Genomic DNA, 17481 nt, shown 5'->3' with positions numbered 1-17481 from the left:
AGCGCTGCGTGACCACCCTGTCCCCTCCCGTTCCCGCCGGCTCGTCGGCGGGAACGTCGACGCGCACCGAGGTCCGCACCGACGTGCAGGGCCTGCGTGCGCTGGCGGTGAGCGCGGTGCTGGTCTACCACCTGCTGCCGGGCACGGTGACGGGCGGCTACGTGGGTGTGGACGTCTTCTTCGTCATCTCGGGCTTCCTCATCACGTCGCACCTGCTGCGCCGGCCGGTGCGCGGGGTGGGCGACCTGCTGGAGTTCTGGGCACGGCGGGTGCGCCGCCTCATCCCCGCGGCGACGGTGGTGCTCGTGGCCACGCTGGCGGCGACGCTGCTGTGGCTGCCGTCGACGGTGCACGCCCGCGTGGCGCGGGAGGTGGCGGCCGCGGCGCTGTACGTCGAGAACTGGGCGCTGGCGCGGTCGGCCACGGACTACCTGGCCGCCGAGGAGCTGGCGTCCCCCGTGCAGCACTACTGGTCGTTGTCGGTCGAGGAGCAGTTCTACGTGCTGTGGCCGGTGCTGATCGGGCTCACCGTGTGGGTCGCGGTGCGCTGGCGCCGGCGCGGCGCAGGTCGGCCGGCGTCGCTGTCGGCGTGGCTGCCGACGGCGGTCGTCGGGCTGGTCGTCGTCGTGTCGCTCGCGTGGTCGGTGCACCTGACGGGGACGAACCCGTCCGCGGCGTACTTCGTCACGACGACCCGGCTCTGGGAGCTCGCGCTGGGCGGGCTCGTCGCCGCGGCGGTGACGGTGCGGCCGTGGCAGCTGCCGACGCCGGCCCGGGCGGCGACGGCGTGGGCGGGGCTGGCGGCCGTCGTGGCGGCGGTGGTCCTCTTCGACGGGTCGACGCCGTTCCCCGGCGTCGCGGCCGCTCTGCCGACGGTGGGCACGGCCCTGGTGATCGCGGCGGCGGCCGACGGCGCCCGCGGCGGACCCGGCGGCTTGCTCGCGTGGCGCCCCGTGCAGTGGCTGGGCGACGTCTCCTACAGCGTGTACCTGTGGCACTGGCCGCTGATCGTCGTCGTGCCCTACGCGCTCGGCCGCGCGCTGGGCGGCGTCGAGCTGGTGGCCGTCGTGGTGGCGTCGCTGGTGCTGGCCGCCCTGACCAAGCGGTGGGTCGAGGACCCGCTGCGCCGCCAGCCGGTGCTGGTGCGCCGCCGCGCGGCGACGTTCGGGCTGCTCGCGGTGTGCGTGGCCGTCTCCGCGGTCTGGGGCGTCTCGGCGGCGTCGGCCTCCGACGAGCGGGTGCGCGAGGCGGTCGCGTCCGCCCCCGCCCAGGTCGCCGACGCCGGTGCGTGCGCGGGCGCGGGCGCGGTGCGCGACCCGTCCTGTGACGTCCAGGGCCTGCTCACGCCGCCGGAGGCGGCCGCGCAGGACAAGCCGGCCGTCTACGCGGACGACTGCTGGAACGACCCGCCGTTCACGACCCGGAACAGCTGCACGTACGGCTCCGACGACGCCCCCGTGCGGGTCGCGCTGCTCGGCAACTCGCACGCCGGCCACTGGGCCCCCGCCCTGGAGGCGGGGGAGCGCGCGGGGGACTGGCAGGTCGACACGTACCTGCAGTCGTCGTGCTACCCCGTCGAGCGGCTGCTGGAGTACGAGGCCGCGGACGACGCGCAGGGCTGCCTCGACACGACGCGGTGGGCGGTCGACTCGGTCGTCGACGGCGGGTACGACCTCGTGGTCCTGTCGGCGCGCACCAACCAGCTCCTGGCGGACGTCCCGGAGGCCGAGCAGGTCGGCGCCGCGCAGGACGCCTACGCCGACACGCTGGCCGCCTTCACCGACGCCGGCATCCCCGTGCTCGTGCTGCGCGACACCCCCGCGATGCCGGACAGCGTCCCCGACTGCCTCGCCGCCGGGCCCGTGTCCTGGGACGCCTGCGGGGCGCCGCCGTCGCAGGCGCTCGAGCCGGACCCCCTCGCCGCGGCCGGGCGCGCGGACGACTCCGGGCTGGTGACGGTCCGAGAGGTCACCGACCTCATGTGCGACGACGAGGTCTGCCACCCCGTGGTCGGCGGCGTCGTGGCGTACTTCGACCACGGTCACCTCACCGCGACGTTCGCCCGCACCCTCACCCCCGAGGTCACCGACGGCGTGCAGGCCGCCCTGCGCACCGGGCGTTCCTCCTGAGGGTCTGCCGCGCCGCGACCGCCCCGCTCACCGTGGGAACGAGCTCACCCTCCCGGGGGCCGTCGTGGTGCCCCCCCGCAGGCCGCCGTCACGACATCCGCGCGCACCACTGGTCACAGGTGGAGACGCTGCGTGGCCAGTTCGCCATGTCGTCGGGTTCCGACCCCGAGGGGTAGTGCCACTCGTGGGGATGCGTCCCCCAGACGAGCCCGCGGGGCCGACCGGCCGCCTCGTCCTGGAGCACCCGCACGCGAGCGTCGAGCCATCGGGCACCCAGTGAGAGGTCGTGCTCGAGACGGTACTGCTGCGGGTCGCCGGGGGCCGGCGTGATCTCGCCGAAGTGGATGCCGTCGGGAGTGTCGTAGAAGTCGAACCGACAGAAGTCCGACCCCGAGGCCAGGGAGAGGTGCCGAGCCGCCGCGAGGATCTCGGGCAGGCGATCGGGGACGGGGATGTCCGGCTTGTACGTCGCCCCGGGGATGACCTCGCCGAGGTCGGCACCGGTGACCGGGTCGAGGTAACGGCGTCCGGCGTCACGCCGACGGGTCCCCGCAGGCCGCATGAGGAGGACCTGCCCCGGCTGCCCGTAGAAGGTGTAGACCTTGATGTCGTCCGGGACGAGCGACCCTTCGGCGGACGCCAGGAGCGTCTCGGCGAAGAACGGCCCACGCGCGCGGTCGCCGAGGGCGCGGATCCGGTCCTTGATGTCGTCGATCGAGACTCGGGCACCGGTGTCGACCCTGGTGAGCGAACCGTCGACGCGGCGCAGCGGGAAGACGGCGTGCGCGCTGGAGCCGCCGTCCGACTTCAGCACGAACTCGTCCGGGAGAGCGTCGAGACTGATCTCGTCGACGGTGGCCCACGCCTGGAAGACCTGGGCGGTCCGAAGTCCGTGGCTCTGGGCGAACGCCATGTTGTGCAGCTTGTACTCGGTGCGTGACATCGGGTGGAGCGCATGGCCGCCCGAGTCCCGCAGCCGACCGTACAGAGCGCGCTGCTGAGCCAGCAGCGTGCTGAACGTCGGCTCGGCGGCGCGCGAGATCCGGAGGTCCGCAGCCTTGAGCCTCGCGAGACGCTCTCGGGACGTCTTGTCGGAGGCCGCAGCCTTCTCCTGCTCCCTGCGGACCTGGGCCCGCAGGTCGGCGATCTCCGCCTGGAGGTCGGCGGCACGCTCGCGCTGCTTGACGAGAGCTCGCGACCGCTTCCTGACCACGCTGGAGAGCTGGCGGATCTCGGCGTCGCGGCGGGCGACCGGGGGCAGCCTGGCGAACGTGCGGGCCAGCGCAGCGCGAGGGGAGGGCATGCCGGAGTTATCCCACAGGCGCCGAGGGGTTGCAAAGTCCGGCAGCGCCCTCCGGCGACGCTCGTGCTCCGGACCGCGGGCGGCCGCCCCCGGCACGCTCAGCCGGCGGCGTGCCGGACGATGACGTCCTCGACGCGGGTCCGCTTCGACCGCGGCACCAGGACCTGCTGGTCGTAGTGGCCGACCGCGACGAAGGAGATGAACACCTCGTTGTCGGGGACGTCGATGATCTTGCGGATCGCGGCGTCCTTCGCGCTCCCCATCGCGGTGTTGAGCGAGCACGACCCCAGGCCCACCTGGGTCAGGCCGAGGAGCAGCGACATCATGAACAGCCCGCCGTCCACGAACGGCTGGTTGCGCTCGGGGGCGAAGAGGAAGGCGTCGAGGTCGGCGGTGATCAGCAGCAGGCGCGGGGGCATCTCGTAGCCGTTGAACCCGCCCTGGATGTCCAGCACCGACCTGATGACCTCGGGGTCCTGGAACTGGTGCACGCGGGCGGCCTGGCGGTTGCACACCGACGGCGACTGCATCGCGATCTGCACCGCCCTGCTGACGTCCGCGTCGCTGACGGGCTCGTCGGTGAACTCCCGCACGCTGCGCCGCCCGTAGACGACGTCGAGGAAGCCGCGCGAGTCGTCGGCCTCGAGGCGGATCTCGCGGGTCTGCTCGGCGGGCAGCACACCGCCCTCGTGGTGCCGGGTGGCGTCGATGAGGTCCTGCGCCGCGCCGGAGAAGAGCTGACGGAAGGCGGAGACGTCGTGCTGGAGCGCGGCGTGCCGCTCGAAGTAGGTCTTCATCACGGCCGCGGAGCTCTGCAGGTAGGGGTCGTCGATGCTGAACCCGGACGCCAGCCAGGAGTTCATCTCCTTGGCGAGCCCCGGGACGGCGATCCTGCCGAAGCCCGCGCGGAAGTTGCTCCGGCTCAGACCCTTCTCGATCGCGTGGGCGTGGAAGATCATCCGCGCCCGGGCGCCGGAGATCCTGTCGGCCGACCGGGCGCGATCGTACGACCGCACCTGGCGTTCGTAGTCCGCCAGCGCCAGCGCCCTGGCCTGACCCGCGAAGCCCTTGGCAGGGGCCCTGCCCGAGGCCTTGCGCCGTGCCGCGGCGGCGACGGCTGCGGGCACCTCCACGACCTCGAGGCCACGCACCTCGGCGCCCGCGTTGCGGCCGGTGAAGTGCAGCGCGCCCAGCATGATCTCGGAGAAGCCCGGGTCGGACACGGTGAACGTGACCGCGTCTCGGCGCGCCGTGCCCGAGCCCTGCGCGACGTTCACCTTGCCGACGGCGCGGAACTGGCCGGTCTCGGGGTTGCGGAGGTGGAGGTTGACGGCCGGCGCGTCGGTCCGGGGGGTCCAGTCGATCGTCAGCTGGTACGCCGAGCCGGGCGTCAGCGGCTCCGGCAGGGAGGTCCAGGCATGGTTGCCGACCGCCGCGCCGTCCCGGGCGACCTTCAGCCGGGTGCCGCGCGCCCTGCGCGAGACGCGCCAGGCCTTGCTGCTGGCGGTGAACGCGGGGTTGTCCAGGGCGAACCGCTGGAAGCGGCGGATCGCGGCGGAGCCCTCGGACTCGGGGTCCAGCGCCGTCCTCAGCCATTCCAGCGACGAGGCCCGGCCGGACCCGATGTACTCGCGGGCCTTCGTGAAGTCGATCTCCCGGGTGACGTACTCGTTCTCGGTGATCGTCTCGGCGGTGTCGGTCTCCAGGACGCGGCGCTGGTCGTCGAAGCCCATCGCCGCCATGAGGTTCTTGAACCGGTCGGCGCCCCGCTTGGTGTTGTAGATCGACGAGAAGGGCTTCTCGAAGATCGCCGCGAAGGCGGAGCCGTGGTAGCTGTCGGTGACGACATAGCCGGCGTCGCGGTAGGCGCGCAGGAAGTTCTCCGGGGCGTCCTCGGACAGGACCTCGACCCGCGGCTCGTCCGCGAACAGGGACGTCACCTTCTCGCGTCCCTCGTCGGGGTTGGGGATCACCAGGATCTTGTCGAAGCCCAGCTTGTCGGCGATCGCCCGCGCGACGGACACCTTCTCCGGGTTGGGGTCGAGGTAGAAGACCGCGAGGTACTCGCCCCCGGGAGCCACCGTCGCCTTGTCGGCGAGGCCGGCGTAGTGCTCCTCGGGCAGCAGGAAGACGGGGTCGACGACGAGCGCCGCCTTGGCGCCGAAGACGTCCCGAGCGGTGTCGATCGCGTACTCCTCGCGCACCGAGATCGCCTTGAACTGCTGCAGGCTCGCGGCGTGCTTGGCGACGAACGGCACCTTGAACTTGTCGGTGCCGCGGTTCCCGAACGACGTGCCGTAGGCCACCCGGTGGTTCTCCGGGGCGACGAAGTCCAGGAACAGGTCGTCGTTGACCCGGCCGATCAGCGGGTTCCACAGCTGGTCGCTGCCCACGACGAAGGTGCGAGCGACGTCGTTCAGGCGCGGCAGCGCGGAGTAGTGCTCCTGCTCGGTGTGCTCGTAGCCGACGCGACGGGCGAAGTCCATGGAGACGATGTCCGTGGGCCAGTGCACCCGGTAGCCGTTGTAGCCGAGCGGCTCGTGCACCATGAGGACCGAGCGGCCGAGGCTCTCGACGGCACGGTTGAGCCCGTAGTAGGTGAGGATCGAACCGTAGTTCTTGCCGTACCACCATCCGAGGATGGCGACGTCGTACTTCTTCGCCGGATCCGTCATGCGCTGTGTCCCTGCCTGCTCGTGATGCCTGCGCGGTGCCCGCATCGTGTCTTCACTCGTCATCGTCGACACCGTGGGTGTCGAACGTCGCGCGCCACTCGTCGACCGAGGTGAACGACGGCATGGCCTTCCGGTACCGCCGGCTCAGGGGCGCCCACTGGCTGCGCAGCTGCCGGTGCAGCCGCAGGCTGCGGACCAGGTAGGCGCGGAACTTCCTCGGGTCGCGGACGTACATCGAGGCGCCCGTGCCGTCGGCCGACGTGACGACCGCGGAGTCGAGGTGCGACAGGCGCCACCACCGGGCGGCCGTGGTCGAGACCCTCTCCTCGGGCACCTCGAGCGCCTCCGGCCGCACGGCGCGCAGCTGCTTGGCCATCCCGGTCAGTGCCGACGCGACCGCGCGGGGCTTCCCTCCGGGAGCCGACGGCACCTTGCCCCGGCGGGAGGGGCGGTGGCGCCTGGTGAGCGGGAAGGCGCCCGGGTCCTTCTCCACCACGGCGTCGGGGAACCGCGCCCGCAGCGCCCTCACCTCGGGCAGCGTGGAGCCGATCGTCGCGTGCAGGTGCTCGGGGCCCTGGAGCAGGTCCTCGAGGGCCCGCAGGCGCAGCTCGACGGCCGAGTACTGCAGCTGCAGCAGGTGCTTGACGTCGCCGACGAAGCTCGCCCGGGGCAGCTCGCCACCGCCGCGGTACGGCGAGTGCAGCATGGCCGCGAGCCACCGGTTGCGCTGGTGGTAGTACGCCTGCCAGTCGATCGCGTCGTCCTTGTCGACCCACGGCACGTGCCACACCGCGGCCCCGGGGAGGGAGACCGTCGGGATGCCGTGGTCGGTGGCGCGCAGGCTGTACTCGGCGTCGTCCCACTTGATGAACACGGGGAGCGACAGCCCCACCGTGCGCAGCGCCTCGACCGGGATCAGCGACATCCACCAGCCGTTGTAGTCGACGTCCACGCGTTGGTGCAGCCACGGGGTCGTGCGCAGGGGGTGCAGCGAGAAGTCGTGCCGGTCGAACGTGTTCTCGATCTTGCCCCACCAGAACGAGTAGCGGTTGACCCGCTCGCCGAAGGTGTGCAGGCACGACTTCTCGAACATCGAGAACATGTGGCCGCCCACGATCGTGGGCGTCCGGGCGAAGTCGCCGAAGGCGACCGCGCGGGCGATGCCCTCGGGCTCCGAGACGACGTCGTCGTCGAGCAGCAGCACGTAGTCGGACTCGCCGGCCTGCAGCGTCTCCGCCATGCCGCGCGAGAAGCCGCCGGAGCCCCCGAGGTTCCCCTGGCGCACGAGCGACAGGCGGCCGCCGAGCCGCGCCGCGGCCTCGGCGAAGTCGGGCTGGTCCTGGACGAGCCTGCTGCCCTGGTCGACCACGTAGATCCGGTCCACCACGTCCTGGAGGCCCTCGTCGCCGCCGAGCGCGTGCAGCTGCGCGACGCAGTAGTCGGGGCGGTTGAACGTGGTGATCGCGATGGAGGCCGTGCCGTGCTTGCGCGCGTACGACCCGTCGACGCTCCACTCCGCGGACTCGAGGGTCACGGCGCCGTCGGAGGCGTACAGGTCGAACCAGTACCAGCCGCCGTCGCCGAAGGACGCGAGCGTCAGGTCGACGTCGACGACGCCGTCCACGCTGTGGATCAACCGCACCCGCTGCGGGTTTCCGCGTGCGTTCGACTTGTACACCGCGACGGTCGCGGGCCCCGAGAGGCGGAGGCTGAGCCGCACCTCGGCGACGTCGGTCCAGCGCCGCCAGTACCCGGCGGGGAACGCGCCGAAGTAGGTGCCGAACGACGCCTCGCGGCCGTGGTCGAGGCGCAGCGACCTGCGGCCCAGCACCTCGGCTCCTGCCTCGGCGGGCGCGACGTCCGGGTGCGCCTCCTCGGCGGCGCGCGCCATCGTGAAGTCCACGTACAGCGGGAGCGTGTCCGGGTCGGCGTCCGGCGGCAGCACCACCTGGTGCACGACGCGGCGGGACACCTCGGCCTCCGAGGCCGTCTCGAGCTGCGCCAGGAGAGTCACGCCGCACCCCCGAACACCGCGCCGAGCTTGTTGTCGACCATGGAGAGGGCGGACCCGATCGCCATGTGCATGTCGAGGTACTGGTAGGTACCCAGGCGGCCGCCGAAGAACACGTCCTTCTCGCCTTCCATGTGCTTGCGATACAGCTGCAGCCGGTCGCGGTCCGCCGAGGTGTTGACCGGGTAGTACGGTTCGTCGCCGCGCTCGGCAAAACGGGAGTACTCCCGCACGACGACGGTCTTCTCGCGCTGGTATTCGCGTTCCGGGTGGAAATGGCGGAACTCGAGGATGCGCGTATAGGGCACGTCCAGGTCGGCGTAGTTCATGACCGGGGTGCCCTGGAAGTCGCCGACCGGCAGGACCTCCTGCTCGAAGTCCAGGGTGCGCCACGACAGCTCACCCTCGGTGAACTCGAAGTAGCGGTCGACGGGGCCCGTGTAGACGACGGGCACCTGGCCGACGGTCGCGGCCTTGTTGACCGGCTGCCCCTCGTCGAAGAAGTCCGTCTCGAGCCGCACCTCGATGCGCGGGTGGTCGGCCATCCGCTCGAGCCAGGCGGTGTAGCCGTCCACCGGCAGGCCCTCGTGCGTGTCGTTGAAGTAGCGGTTGTCGTACGTGTAGCGCACGGGGAGCCGCTTGATGATCGACGCGGGGAGGTCCGTGGGGTCGGTCTGCCACTGCTTGGCGGTGTAGTCGCGGATGAACGCCTCGTACAGCGGCCGCCCGATGAGCGACACGCCCTGCTCGTCGAGGTTCTCGGGGTCCTTGCCGGCGAGCTCGCCCGCCTGCTCGGCGATGAGCTCCCGCGCCGTGTCGGGGCCGTGCGCCGACCGGAAGAACTGGTTGATCGTGCCCAGGTTGATCGGCATCGGGAACACCTCGCCCCGGTGCGTCGTGTACACCCGGTGCACGTAGCCCGTGAACGCCGTGAACCGGTTGACGTACTCCCACACCCGCTCGTTCGACGTGTGGAACAGGTGCGCGCCGTACTGGTGGACCTCGATGCCGGTCTCGGGCTCCAGAGCGCTGTAGGCGTTGCCGCCGACGTGGTGGCGCCGGTCGATCACGAGAACGTTCGCGCCGTACTGTTCGGCGAGCCTCTCGGCAACGGTCAGGCCGAAGAATCCCGAGCCCACCACGACAGCGTCCGTCATGCGACGACCTCCTCAAGAATGCGAAAGCGGTGCCGTGGACTTTGCACGGCAGAAGCAGGACCACCGGGTGCGTGCCGGGCTGGTCACGGGATTCGAGATTAGGGGCACGACAGGCCGCAAAAGTGCCGAATTGAACGGCGTCTCCTGATGATCGGACAGTGTTCATCCGGGTTCACCGGGGCGTTACCCGGACGTCAGGAAACTCCCGAGACGCGACCCGGTGGTGCGTTCGACGGGCCCTTCGGGCCCGGGCGCTCTACCGTCACCTGGTGACGGTCGCAACGAGGCGACCGCACCTCTTCGAAGGGGACACCATGAGCCTGCGCACCACCCATCGCGCGCGTCTGGTCGCCGTCGGCGCCGCCACGGCCCTCCTGATCGCCGGTGCCGGCAGCGCCGCCGTCGCCGGCGGCGCCGCGGCCGAGCCACCGTCCACGCCGGTCCCGGTGACCACCCCCGACGGCCAGACCTTCTCCTACGTCGTCAACGCCAAGCACGCGAACCCCGGCCAGACGCGTCTCGCGGAGCGGGCCGTCGAGGCGGCGGGCGGCGTCGTCGTCCAGTCGTGGCCCGAGATCGGCGTCGTGGTCGCGCACGCGGCTCGCGCGGACTTCCGCGCCGACGTGGTGCGCCTCGCGCGCGGGCACGCCGTCGAGTCGGTCGGCGTCACCCGGACCGTCCCGGTGAGCGAGGGCACGCCCGCCGTCGCCGACGAGGTCCCGGGGGCCAAGGGCGGCCCGTGGAAGGCGAAGGTCACCAAGAAGCCCGGCGCCGGCACCGAGGACGGCGCCGGCACGACGGCCGTCCCGGACCCGGGCGAGGCCACCCAGTGGGACATGGCGATGATCAAGGCCGACCAGGCGATCGAGATCAACCCGGGCTCGCCCGACGTGCTGGTCGGCGTCCTCGACTCGGGCATCGACGTCACGCACCCCGACCTCGCGACGCAGGTCGACACGGCGGCGTCCGTGAACTGCACCGCGGCGGGGCGCCCCGACACGTCGGCCACCGGCTGGCTGCCCACGACGTCCGACCACGGCACGCACGTGGCCGGGACGATCGCGGCGGCCGACAACGGGCTGGGCATCGTCGGCGTCGCGCCGGGCGTGAAGATGGCGTCCGTGAAGGTCGTCAACGACGACGGCTTCATCTACCCCGAGTACGCCGTCTGCGGCTTCGTCTGGGCGGGCCTGCACGGCGTGGACGTCACCAACAACTCGTACTACATCGACCCGTTCATGTACTGGTGCGAGGACCAGGCCGACCAGGCCGCGGTGAAGGAGGCCGTGCGCCGCGCGATCGACTTCTCCACCGACCGGGGCGCCGTGCACGCCGCGGCGGCCGGCAACGCGTCCACGGACCTGGCGAACAACACCCGCGACACGTCGAGCCCCAACGACTCGACGGCCGTGGACCGCACCATCAACTCGGGCTGCGAGGACATCCCGACCGAGGCGGACGGCGTCGTGACGGTCTCGTCCGTCACGAGCACCGGAGCCCTGAGCTCCTTCTCCAACCGAGGCCTCGGCAAGATCGACGTCGCCGCCCCGGGCAGCGCCATCGTCTCGACCGAGCTGAACGGCACGTGGGACACCAAGAGCGGCACGTCCATGGCGTCGCCGCACGTCGCGGGCGTGCTCGCGCTCATGAAGTCCGCGCACCCGGACTGGACGCCGGCCCAGCTCGAGCAGGCCGTGCGCGACCAGGCGGACGACCGGCCCTGCGGGACGACGCCCGTGGGTCCGACGTGCGTCGGGACGCCGGAGGAGAACTCGTTCTTCGGCGACGGCATGGTCGACGCGCTCGACGCGGTGACGCTCGGCTGACCGAGCACGACGACCGCAGGGGGAGGGCGGCCCGCAGCGAGCTGCGGGCCGCCCTCCGTCGTCGACGGAGCCTCACCCGGTGTGGCCGGGTGAAATCCGCCGGCCTGGGTCGATATGTCGGAGAACGTCCCTCGTGGGTCCCATACTGACGTGCAGCACCGCCGGACCGCGCCCGCGCGACGAGGCGACCGGCCCCGAGCGGTCGTGGCCACGCCGGCCGTGCTTCGTCTCGTGGCCGCTCCGTCGGCCGCTCATCCTCGGAGGACCCGTGGAACCTCTCCACCCGGCGGCGCGACGACGTCGCGGTCGCGCGGCGGCGCTCGTCACGGCACTGGCTCTGGTCGTCACACCGCTCCTGGTCGCACCACCGGCCTCGGCGTCAGCCGTCGCGACGGAGGTCGCGGACGAACCGACGGTGGCCCCGACGGACGTCGTCGCCCCGACGGCGGACGAGCTCCTCGTCGACGGCACGCTGCAGGTCGGCGAGGAGGTCGCGATCGACCCGCGGCCGGAGCTGTGGGCGCCGGCCGGGACCGGGCTCGCCTTCACCTACCGCTGGTTCGCCGGCGACGCCCTGGTCGCTGAGGGCGCGGAGCCCACGCTGACGCTCGGGCCCGCGACGGTCGGCGAGCAGGTCAGCGTCGAGGTCACCGGCACGGCCCCCGAGGGTGCCGTCGACGGCGCGACCTCGGCGTCGGTCGTGGTCGTCGCCGACGGCACCGTGGCCGAGGGCGAGCTCGTGGCCGCCGCTCCGACGATCAGCGGGACGGTGCGGTTCGGGCAGACCCTCACCGCGGACGCCGGCGCCTGGGAGCCGGTGGCCACGCTGACGTACCAGTGGTGGCGTGGCAGGGACCCCGTCGACGGCGCGACGAAGCCGACGTACACCCTGACGGCCGCCGACCTGGGCAGGACGATCGTGGTCACGGTGTCGGGCGCCGCGGAGGGCTACGCGCCCCGGACGCTCACGTCGGACCGGACCGCCGCGGTCGTCGCGGCCGGCCTGTCCGCGGGGACGCCCACGATCAGCGGCACCGTGCGCGTGGGCTCGAAGGTCACCGCCAAGCCGGGCACCTGGACCTCCGGGACCACGCTGAGCTACCAGTGGTACGTGTCCGGCACGAAGGTCTCGGGCGCCACGGGGTCGACGTACACGCTGCCGTCGACGGCCAAGGGCCGGACCCTCACGGTCAAGGTGACCGGGAAGAAGACCGGGTACACCACCGTCACGAGGACGAGCGCCGGCACGAAGGTCGCGCCGGGGGTGCTGTCGGCGCCGAGGCCGGGCATCAAGGGCACCGTCAAGGTGGGCAGCACGGTCTCCGTGTCGCGCGGGACGTGGAACCCCGGGGCGACGACCTACCGCTACCAGTGGAAGATCAGCGGCCGGTCGATCCCGGGCGCCACGCGCTCCACGTACACGATCCCGTCGAGGTACGCGGGCAGGACGCTGACCGTCGCCGTGACGGGCAGCCGCAGCGGCTACACGACGCGCACCGTGACGAGCTCCGGCGCGGCCGTGCTGCGCGTCTACTCCAGGACCTCCGCGCCCCAGGTCTCCGGGACCGTCCGCGTCGGCTCCACGCTCAAGGTGAGCGGCAAGGGCACCTGGAGCCCCGCGCCGACGTCGTGGAAGTACCAGTGGAAGGCGAACGGCACCGCCATCAAGGGCGCCACGAGGTCGTCGTTCACGCTGACGTCGGCCCAGCACGGCAAGAAGATCACCGTGACCGTCTCCGGCGTCCGCTCGGGGTACGCGACGTCGTCCCGGACCAGCGCGGCCACCGCCGCGGTGGCCTGGCCCGTGGGCGTCAGCACGCCCAAGGTGACGAACCAGCCCGACGCCCTGTGGGTCAAGACCGGCCAGTCCGCCCGGTTCTCGGCGTCCGCGACCGGCGGCAGGCTGACGTACCAGTGGCAGGTGCGGACGGCGGAGTCGGGCACGTGGAAGAACGTGTCCGACCGTACCTCGTCGTCCTACGCGTTCACCGCGCGATCCAGGCACACGCTCGCCGACTACCGCGTGCGGGTGTCGAACGTCGCAGGGACGGCCTACTCGAAGGCGGCCACGCTCTGGGTCGACTCCAGCAGGTCGGACCCCTACGCGCCCGGCAAGTGGTTCGTGGGCAACTTCTGGATGCAGTCCCTCTGGGACACCGAGGCGGGGACGGTCGACGGGGTGTCCTTCGTCGACGCGTGGTTCGTCGGGTGCTCGCTCGGGGACCCGGCCGTGAGCGTCTGGGACGACCTGGCGATCTCGTACGTCGGGTCGAACGGCAAGACCTACCGTGCCGACGCCTATCCCTACGCGACGGACGACGGCTGCGAGCAGATCGTCGTCGAGGCCGACGGCGTCAGCCGCTCCGTGGCCGACGGCGGCGTGTGGAAGATCGTCGACAGCTCGGGGTCGTGGATGTACGGGTCGTCGACGCAGTGGGTGCGCGGGCTGAGCTGACCGCCGACGCGTGACCCGGGGTCGTGGCTCGTCGCACCCGGGCGACGAGCCACGACCCCGAGGGAGAGGCGGATCGGCCGCTGTCGTCAGCGGCCCGCGGCGTACCCCTGCGCGCCGCGGGGGTTCGCCGCTGCGCCGAGCACGCCGGTGGCGGGGTCGCGCGACACGGCGCTGAGGCGCCCGAGCGCCCAGTCGCCCGCGAGCGTGAGCACGTGGCCGCGCTCGACCAGCCCGGCGAGGACGTCGGCGCCGAGCCGGTCCTCGACGACGGCGCCGCCGGGCGTCCAGGTGCGCGGCCAGAACGAGCCCGGCGCGGACGTCGTGTGCAGAGCCGGGGCGTCGATCGCCTCCTGCGGCGTGTACCCGCCCACCAGCACGCGCAGCAGGAACGCGAGCTGCCACTGGTCCTGCTGGTCGCCGCCCGGCGACCCGCACGCGAGCACGGGCTCGCCGTCGCGCAGCACGAGCGTCGGGGTGAGCGTGGTGCGGGGCCTGCGGCCGGGCGTCAGGGCGGACGGGGACGCCTCGTCCAGCCACGTCATCTGCAGCCGGGTGCCCAGGGCGAAGCCGAGGACGGGCACCGTGGGGGAGGACTGCAGCCAGCCGCCCGACGGCGTCGCGCTGATCATGTTGCCCCAGCGGTCGACGACGTCCAGGTGGCACGTGTCGCCGCGGGTCGCGCCCGTGGCGTCGGTCTCGAGGCCGTCGCCGTTCAGGGGCGCTGTCGCCCCGACGACGACGGTCGGCTCGCCGACGCCGGCCGCGGGGCCGCCGGCCGGGGCGCCGGGCAGGGCGGCGGCCGGGACGTCCGTGGCGTACGACGTGCGCAGGGGCGGCGTCGCCGGGGTGCCGCGGCCCGCGACGTCGCCGGGGCGGACGTCGTGGGACGCGCGCTCGCCGATCAGGGCGCGGCGGGCGGCGGCGTACTCGGAGGAGAGCAGGACGTCGAGGGGCACGCCGCCTCCGCGGTCGTCGTCCCCGTACCAGGTGTCGCGGTCGGCGAGGGCGAGCTTGAGCGCCTCGAGCACCGTGTGCGCGCCGAGCTCGGTCGACGGGTCGAGCCGCGCGTCGTCGAACCCGTCGAGGATGCGCAGCGCCTCCAGCAGCGCCGGGCCCTGCCCCCAGGCCCCGGTCTTGGCCACGGTGTACCCGCGGAAGTCGATGGTCGTGGCGTCCTCGAACGTCGCCTCGAACCCCGCGACGTCCGCCGCGGTGATCACCCCCGCGTGGTCGCGGCCGTCGGCGTGCCGGTGCGGCGTGCGCACGAAGTCCTCGACCGCCTCGCCGACGACGGCCCCCCACGCGGCTCGGGCGGCGTCCACCGCGCCGGCCCGGTCGGCACCGTCCGCGGCGGCGTCGGCCTCGGCGGCGACGAGGCGCGCGAGCACGGCCGCCAGCTCGGGGTTGGTGAGGAGCTCGCCGGGCCGCGGGGCGCGCCCGCCGGGCAGCCAGCGCTCCGCCGACGTGGGCCAGTGCTCGGAGAAGAGCCCGGCGACGCCCTCGATCGTGCGGCACACGGCGGCCAGCACCGGGTGGCCGTCGCGCGCGTACCCGATCGCGGGGGCGAGGACGTCGGCCACGGTCCACGTGCCGTGGTCGCGCAGCAGCAGGAGCCACGCGTCGACGGCGCCCGGCACGGCGGCCGCCAGCGCGCCGGAGCCGGGCACGAGGTCCAGCCCCTCGGCGTCGCGGTAGTGCGCGATCGTCGCCCCGGCCGGCGCCGGGCCCTGGCCCACCAGCACCCGAGGTCGCGCGGGCTCGTCCGCCGTCGCGAGGATCGCCGTCATGTCCCCGCCGGGGCCGTTGAGGTGCGGCTCGACGACGTGCAGCACGAACGCGCCCGCGACGGCCGCGTCGAACGCGGTGCCGCCCCGCTCCAGCACCGACTGGGCGCTCGCGCTCGCCAGCCAGTGCGTGGAGGCGGCCATCCCGAACGTGCCGCGCAGGTCGGGGCGCGTGGGGTGGGGGGTCGGGGGAGTGAACGTCATCGAGGGTCCTCCGTGGTGTGTCCGAGAGCGGCGACGAGGAGCGTCAGCACGGCGCTCACGCCCACGCCCCACGCCAGATGGGCCTGCAGCAGCAGGGCGCCGGCGGCGGCACCGGCGCAGATGAGGGCGATCGCGGCGATGCGCCGCCCGGAGTTCGTGCCGTGCCCGCCGGCGAGGCGGGAGTCGGCGGCCAGGCCGGTGATGGTCGACGTGACGACGACCGTCGTGACGTCCTTGACCGACAGATGACGCGCCGTCGCCGCCTGCGTGCCCATCGCGAGGGCCAGCAGCCCGGTCACGGTGAGCTGCACGGCGTGCGGCAGGTCGTCGCCCGAGACGGCGAGCAGCACCGTGATCGCCGCCAGCAGGGCCCCGACGGTCGCGAACATCCCGGTGGTGCGGGCCGTCCACCCCACCTGCACGGGCCGCAGCACGACGCCGGCCAGCGCCGCCCCGGCCATGAACGTGACCAGCGCGAGCAGCGGCCCGGCGACGGGGAGGTCGTCGCCTCCGGCGAGCGCCATCCCGAGGATGACGACGTTGCCCGTCATGTTGCCGGTGAACACCCGGTCGAGGCCGAGATAGCCGACGGCGTCGGCGATGCCGGTGGAGAACGTCAGGGCGAGCATGAGGACCAGGTGCAGCCGGTCCCGGTCGCGGCCGAGCGGTCCGAGGAACGAAGAGGGCACCGGGTCACCGTACCGAGGGGGCCGGGAGACGCCGAGGCAGCACCGCCCACGGGGACGGTGCTGCCTCGGCGTGCACGGAGCTACCTCGCCGCGGGGGTCACTCCGCGGAGTCGCCGGCGGCAGCGCCGCCGGTGACCTGGTCGACGAAGTCCGGGTTGTCCTTGAGCCATGCCTCGACGGCGGCCTCGGGGTCGTCCGCGTACTCCTCGTCGTTGAACATGAGGTTCTCCAGCGAGAACAGCTGCTCGTCGTCGAGGGTGAAGTCCTTCAGCCAGCCGGCGAGCTCCGGGTAGCGGTCCGCGAAGTCCGAGGTGCCGTACGTGTGGATCGCCTCGGCGTCGCCCATCGCGCCCTCGGGGTCCTCGAGGTCCCGGACGGGGAACTCGTCGTAGGCCCAGTGCGGGCGCCACAGCGTGACGGCGATGTTGTTGCCCTTGTCGGCGGCGCCCTTGAGCTCGGCGAGCATCGCCGGCGTCGACGAGATCGTGTAGTCGAGGCCCTCCAGACCGTAGGTCGGGATGGCGTTCTCCTTGGTCACCTTGGTGAGCCCCGCGCCGGCCTCGATGCCGACGAGCTTGTTGCCGTAGTCGTCGGCGTACTTGGCGAGGTCGCCGATGGTCTGGGCCGGCGAGTCCTCGTTCACCGCGATGGTGAGCTTGGCGTCGTCGTACCAGGTGCCGAGGTCGGAGATGTCGTCGCCGAACTTCTCGACGTAGTCGGCGTGGGTGATCGGGAGCCACGTGTCGAACAGCACGTCCATGTCGCCTCCCGCGAGGCCGGTGAAGACCACGCCGATGTCGGCGGTCTTGGTCTCGACCTCGTAGCCCTTCTCCTCGAGCACCTTGGCCCAGAGGTTCGAGACGGCGATGCCCTCGTCCCAGCCGGACGGGATGCCGATCGTGATCTCCTTCTCGTCACCGCCGTCCGAGCTGCTGCTGCCGCCGTCGTCCGAGCCGCAGGCGGCGAGGGAGAGGGCGAGGGCGAGAGTGCCGCCGGCGGCGGCGATTCGTCGGGTGTGGCGCGTGTTCATGCTGTCCTCCTGGGGATCTGGCTGTGCCGGCGCGGCCGTCGTGCGGTCCGTGCCGCGCGGCTCATGCGGTTGCGGCGGCCTTGAGGTCGTCGAAGAAGTCGGAGTTCTTTCGGTGGCGTCGTGCGGCGGCCGGTGGCCCGCACCGACCCGCCCGCCGCGGCGGCGGCCGCGACCACGATGGGGACGAGGATGCCGGGGACCGGGCCGAGGGGGAAGCG

10 protein-coding genes are annotated in these 17481 nt (G+C 72.8%); 3 read left to right on the top strand and 7 right to left on the bottom strand.

Annotation, left to right across the window (positions count from 1 at the left end; all coding sequences use genetic code 11):
• The first annotated feature begins 8 nt into the window (after positions 1–8).
• Positions 9–2129 (top strand): acyltransferase family protein, encoded by a 2121-nt coding sequence (locus ACFQ8T_RS11670; protein ID WP_430546697.1) that lies wholly within the window; start codon positions 9–11, stop codon positions 2127–2129.
• Positions 2130–2217: 88 nt separating this feature from the next.
• Here ACFQ8T_RS11670 and ACFQ8T_RS11665 read toward each other — a convergent pair whose 3' ends face one another.
• The 4 genes from ACFQ8T_RS11665 to glf all read right to left on the bottom strand — a co-directional run bounded on the left by ACFQ8T_RS11665 (position 2218) and on the right by glf (position 9275).
• Positions 2218–3432: an ATP-grasp fold amidoligase family protein gene (locus ACFQ8T_RS11665; protein ID WP_430546696.1), complete on the bottom strand. Its 1215-nt coding sequence runs from the start codon at positions 3430–3432 to the stop codon at positions 2218–2220.
• Between the two features lie 98 nt (positions 3433–3530).
• On the bottom strand, positions 3531–6107 hold the full coding sequence (locus tag ACFQ8T_RS11660) for a polysaccharide pyruvyl transferase family protein (RefSeq protein WP_430546695.1): 2577 nt from the start codon (positions 6105–6107) through the stop codon (positions 3531–3533).
• 52 nt (positions 6108–6159) lie between these two features.
• The gene (locus ACFQ8T_RS11655) at positions 6160–8121 is read right to left on the bottom strand and encodes a glycosyltransferase (RefSeq protein WP_430546694.1); all 1962 of its coding nucleotides are present in this window, start codon (positions 8119–8121) and stop codon (positions 6160–6162) included.
• Positions 8118–9275 carry a UDP-galactopyranose mutase gene (gene glf, locus ACFQ8T_RS11650; protein WP_430546693.1) on the bottom strand — a complete coding sequence of 386 codons (1158 nt, stop codon included), beginning with the start codon at positions 9273–9275 and terminating at the stop codon, positions 8118–8120. Before glf ends, ACFQ8T_RS11655 begins: the two co-directional genes overlap by 4 nt.
• 314 nt (positions 9276–9589) lie before the next feature.
• Here glf and ACFQ8T_RS11645 point away from each other — a divergent pair, with 314 nt between their 5' ends.
• A complete protein-coding gene (locus ACFQ8T_RS11645) occupies positions 9590–11101 on the top strand; it encodes a S8 family serine peptidase (RefSeq protein WP_430546692.1) in 1512 nt (503 codons plus the stop codon).
• Between the two features lie 268 nt (positions 11102–11369).
• Positions 11370–13556 (top strand): hypothetical protein, encoded by a 2187-nt coding sequence (locus tag ACFQ8T_RS11640; RefSeq protein ID WP_430546691.1) that lies wholly within the window; start codon positions 11370–11372, stop codon positions 13554–13556.
• Positions 13557–13642: 86 nt separating this feature from the next.
• On the opposite strand, the gene ACFQ8T_RS11635 is transcribed toward ACFQ8T_RS11640, so the two are convergent.
• From ACFQ8T_RS11635 to ACFQ8T_RS11625, 3 genes are all read right to left on the bottom strand, one after another.
• Positions 13643–15544, bottom strand: coding sequence for a gamma-glutamyltransferase family protein (locus ACFQ8T_RS11635; protein WP_430546690.1), 1902 nt, complete (start codon positions 15542–15544; stop codon positions 13643–13645).
• The gene (locus ACFQ8T_RS11630; RefSeq protein ID WP_430546689.1) at positions 15541–16233 is read right to left on the bottom strand and encodes a YoaK family protein; all 693 of its coding nucleotides are present in this window, start codon (positions 16231–16233) and stop codon (positions 15541–15543) included. The genes ACFQ8T_RS11635 and ACFQ8T_RS11630 overlap by 4 nt, the downstream gene beginning before the upstream one ends.
• Before the next feature lie 97 nt (positions 16234–16330).
• Positions 16331–17263, bottom strand: a complete 933-nt coding sequence (locus ACFQ8T_RS11625; protein ID WP_430546688.1) for a glycine betaine ABC transporter substrate-binding protein — start codon at positions 17261–17263, stop codon at positions 16331–16333.
• Between the last annotated feature and the right edge of the window lie 218 nt (positions 17264–17481).

It is taken from the genome of Isoptericola sp. NPDC056618, assembly GCF_042792715.1.
GTDB lineage: Bacteria > Actinomycetota > Actinomycetes > Actinomycetales > Cellulomonadaceae > Isoptericola > Isoptericola nanjingensis.
Note: the sequence above shows the minus strand (reverse complement) of the source record. Positions and strands in the feature narration are given on the sequence as shown.

Bases quoted from the DNA above. Each gene is read 5' to 3' on its own strand.
- ACFQ8T_RS11665 (WP_430546696.1), bottom strand. From the start codon at position 3,432: ATGCCCTCCCCTCGCGCTGCGCTGGCCCGCACGTTCGCCAGGCTGCCC.
- ACFQ8T_RS11660 (WP_430546695.1), bottom strand. From the start codon at position 6,107: ATGACGGATCCGGCGAAGAAGTACGACGTCGCCATCCTCGGATGGTGG.
- glf (WP_430546693.1), bottom strand. From the start codon at position 9,275: ATGACGGACGCTGTCGTGGTGGGCTCGGGATTCTTCGGCCTGACCGTT.
- ACFQ8T_RS11645 (WP_430546692.1), top strand. From the start codon at position 9,590: ATGAGCCTGCGCACCACCCATCGCGCGCGTCTGGTCGCCGTCGGCGCC.
- ACFQ8T_RS11635 (WP_430546690.1), bottom strand. From the start codon at position 15,544: ATGACGTTCACTCCCCCGACCCCCCACCCCACGCGCCCCGACCTGCGC.
- ACFQ8T_RS11625 (WP_430546688.1), bottom strand. From the start codon at position 17,263: ATGAACACGCGCCACACCCGACGAATCGCCGCCGCCGGCGGCACTCTC.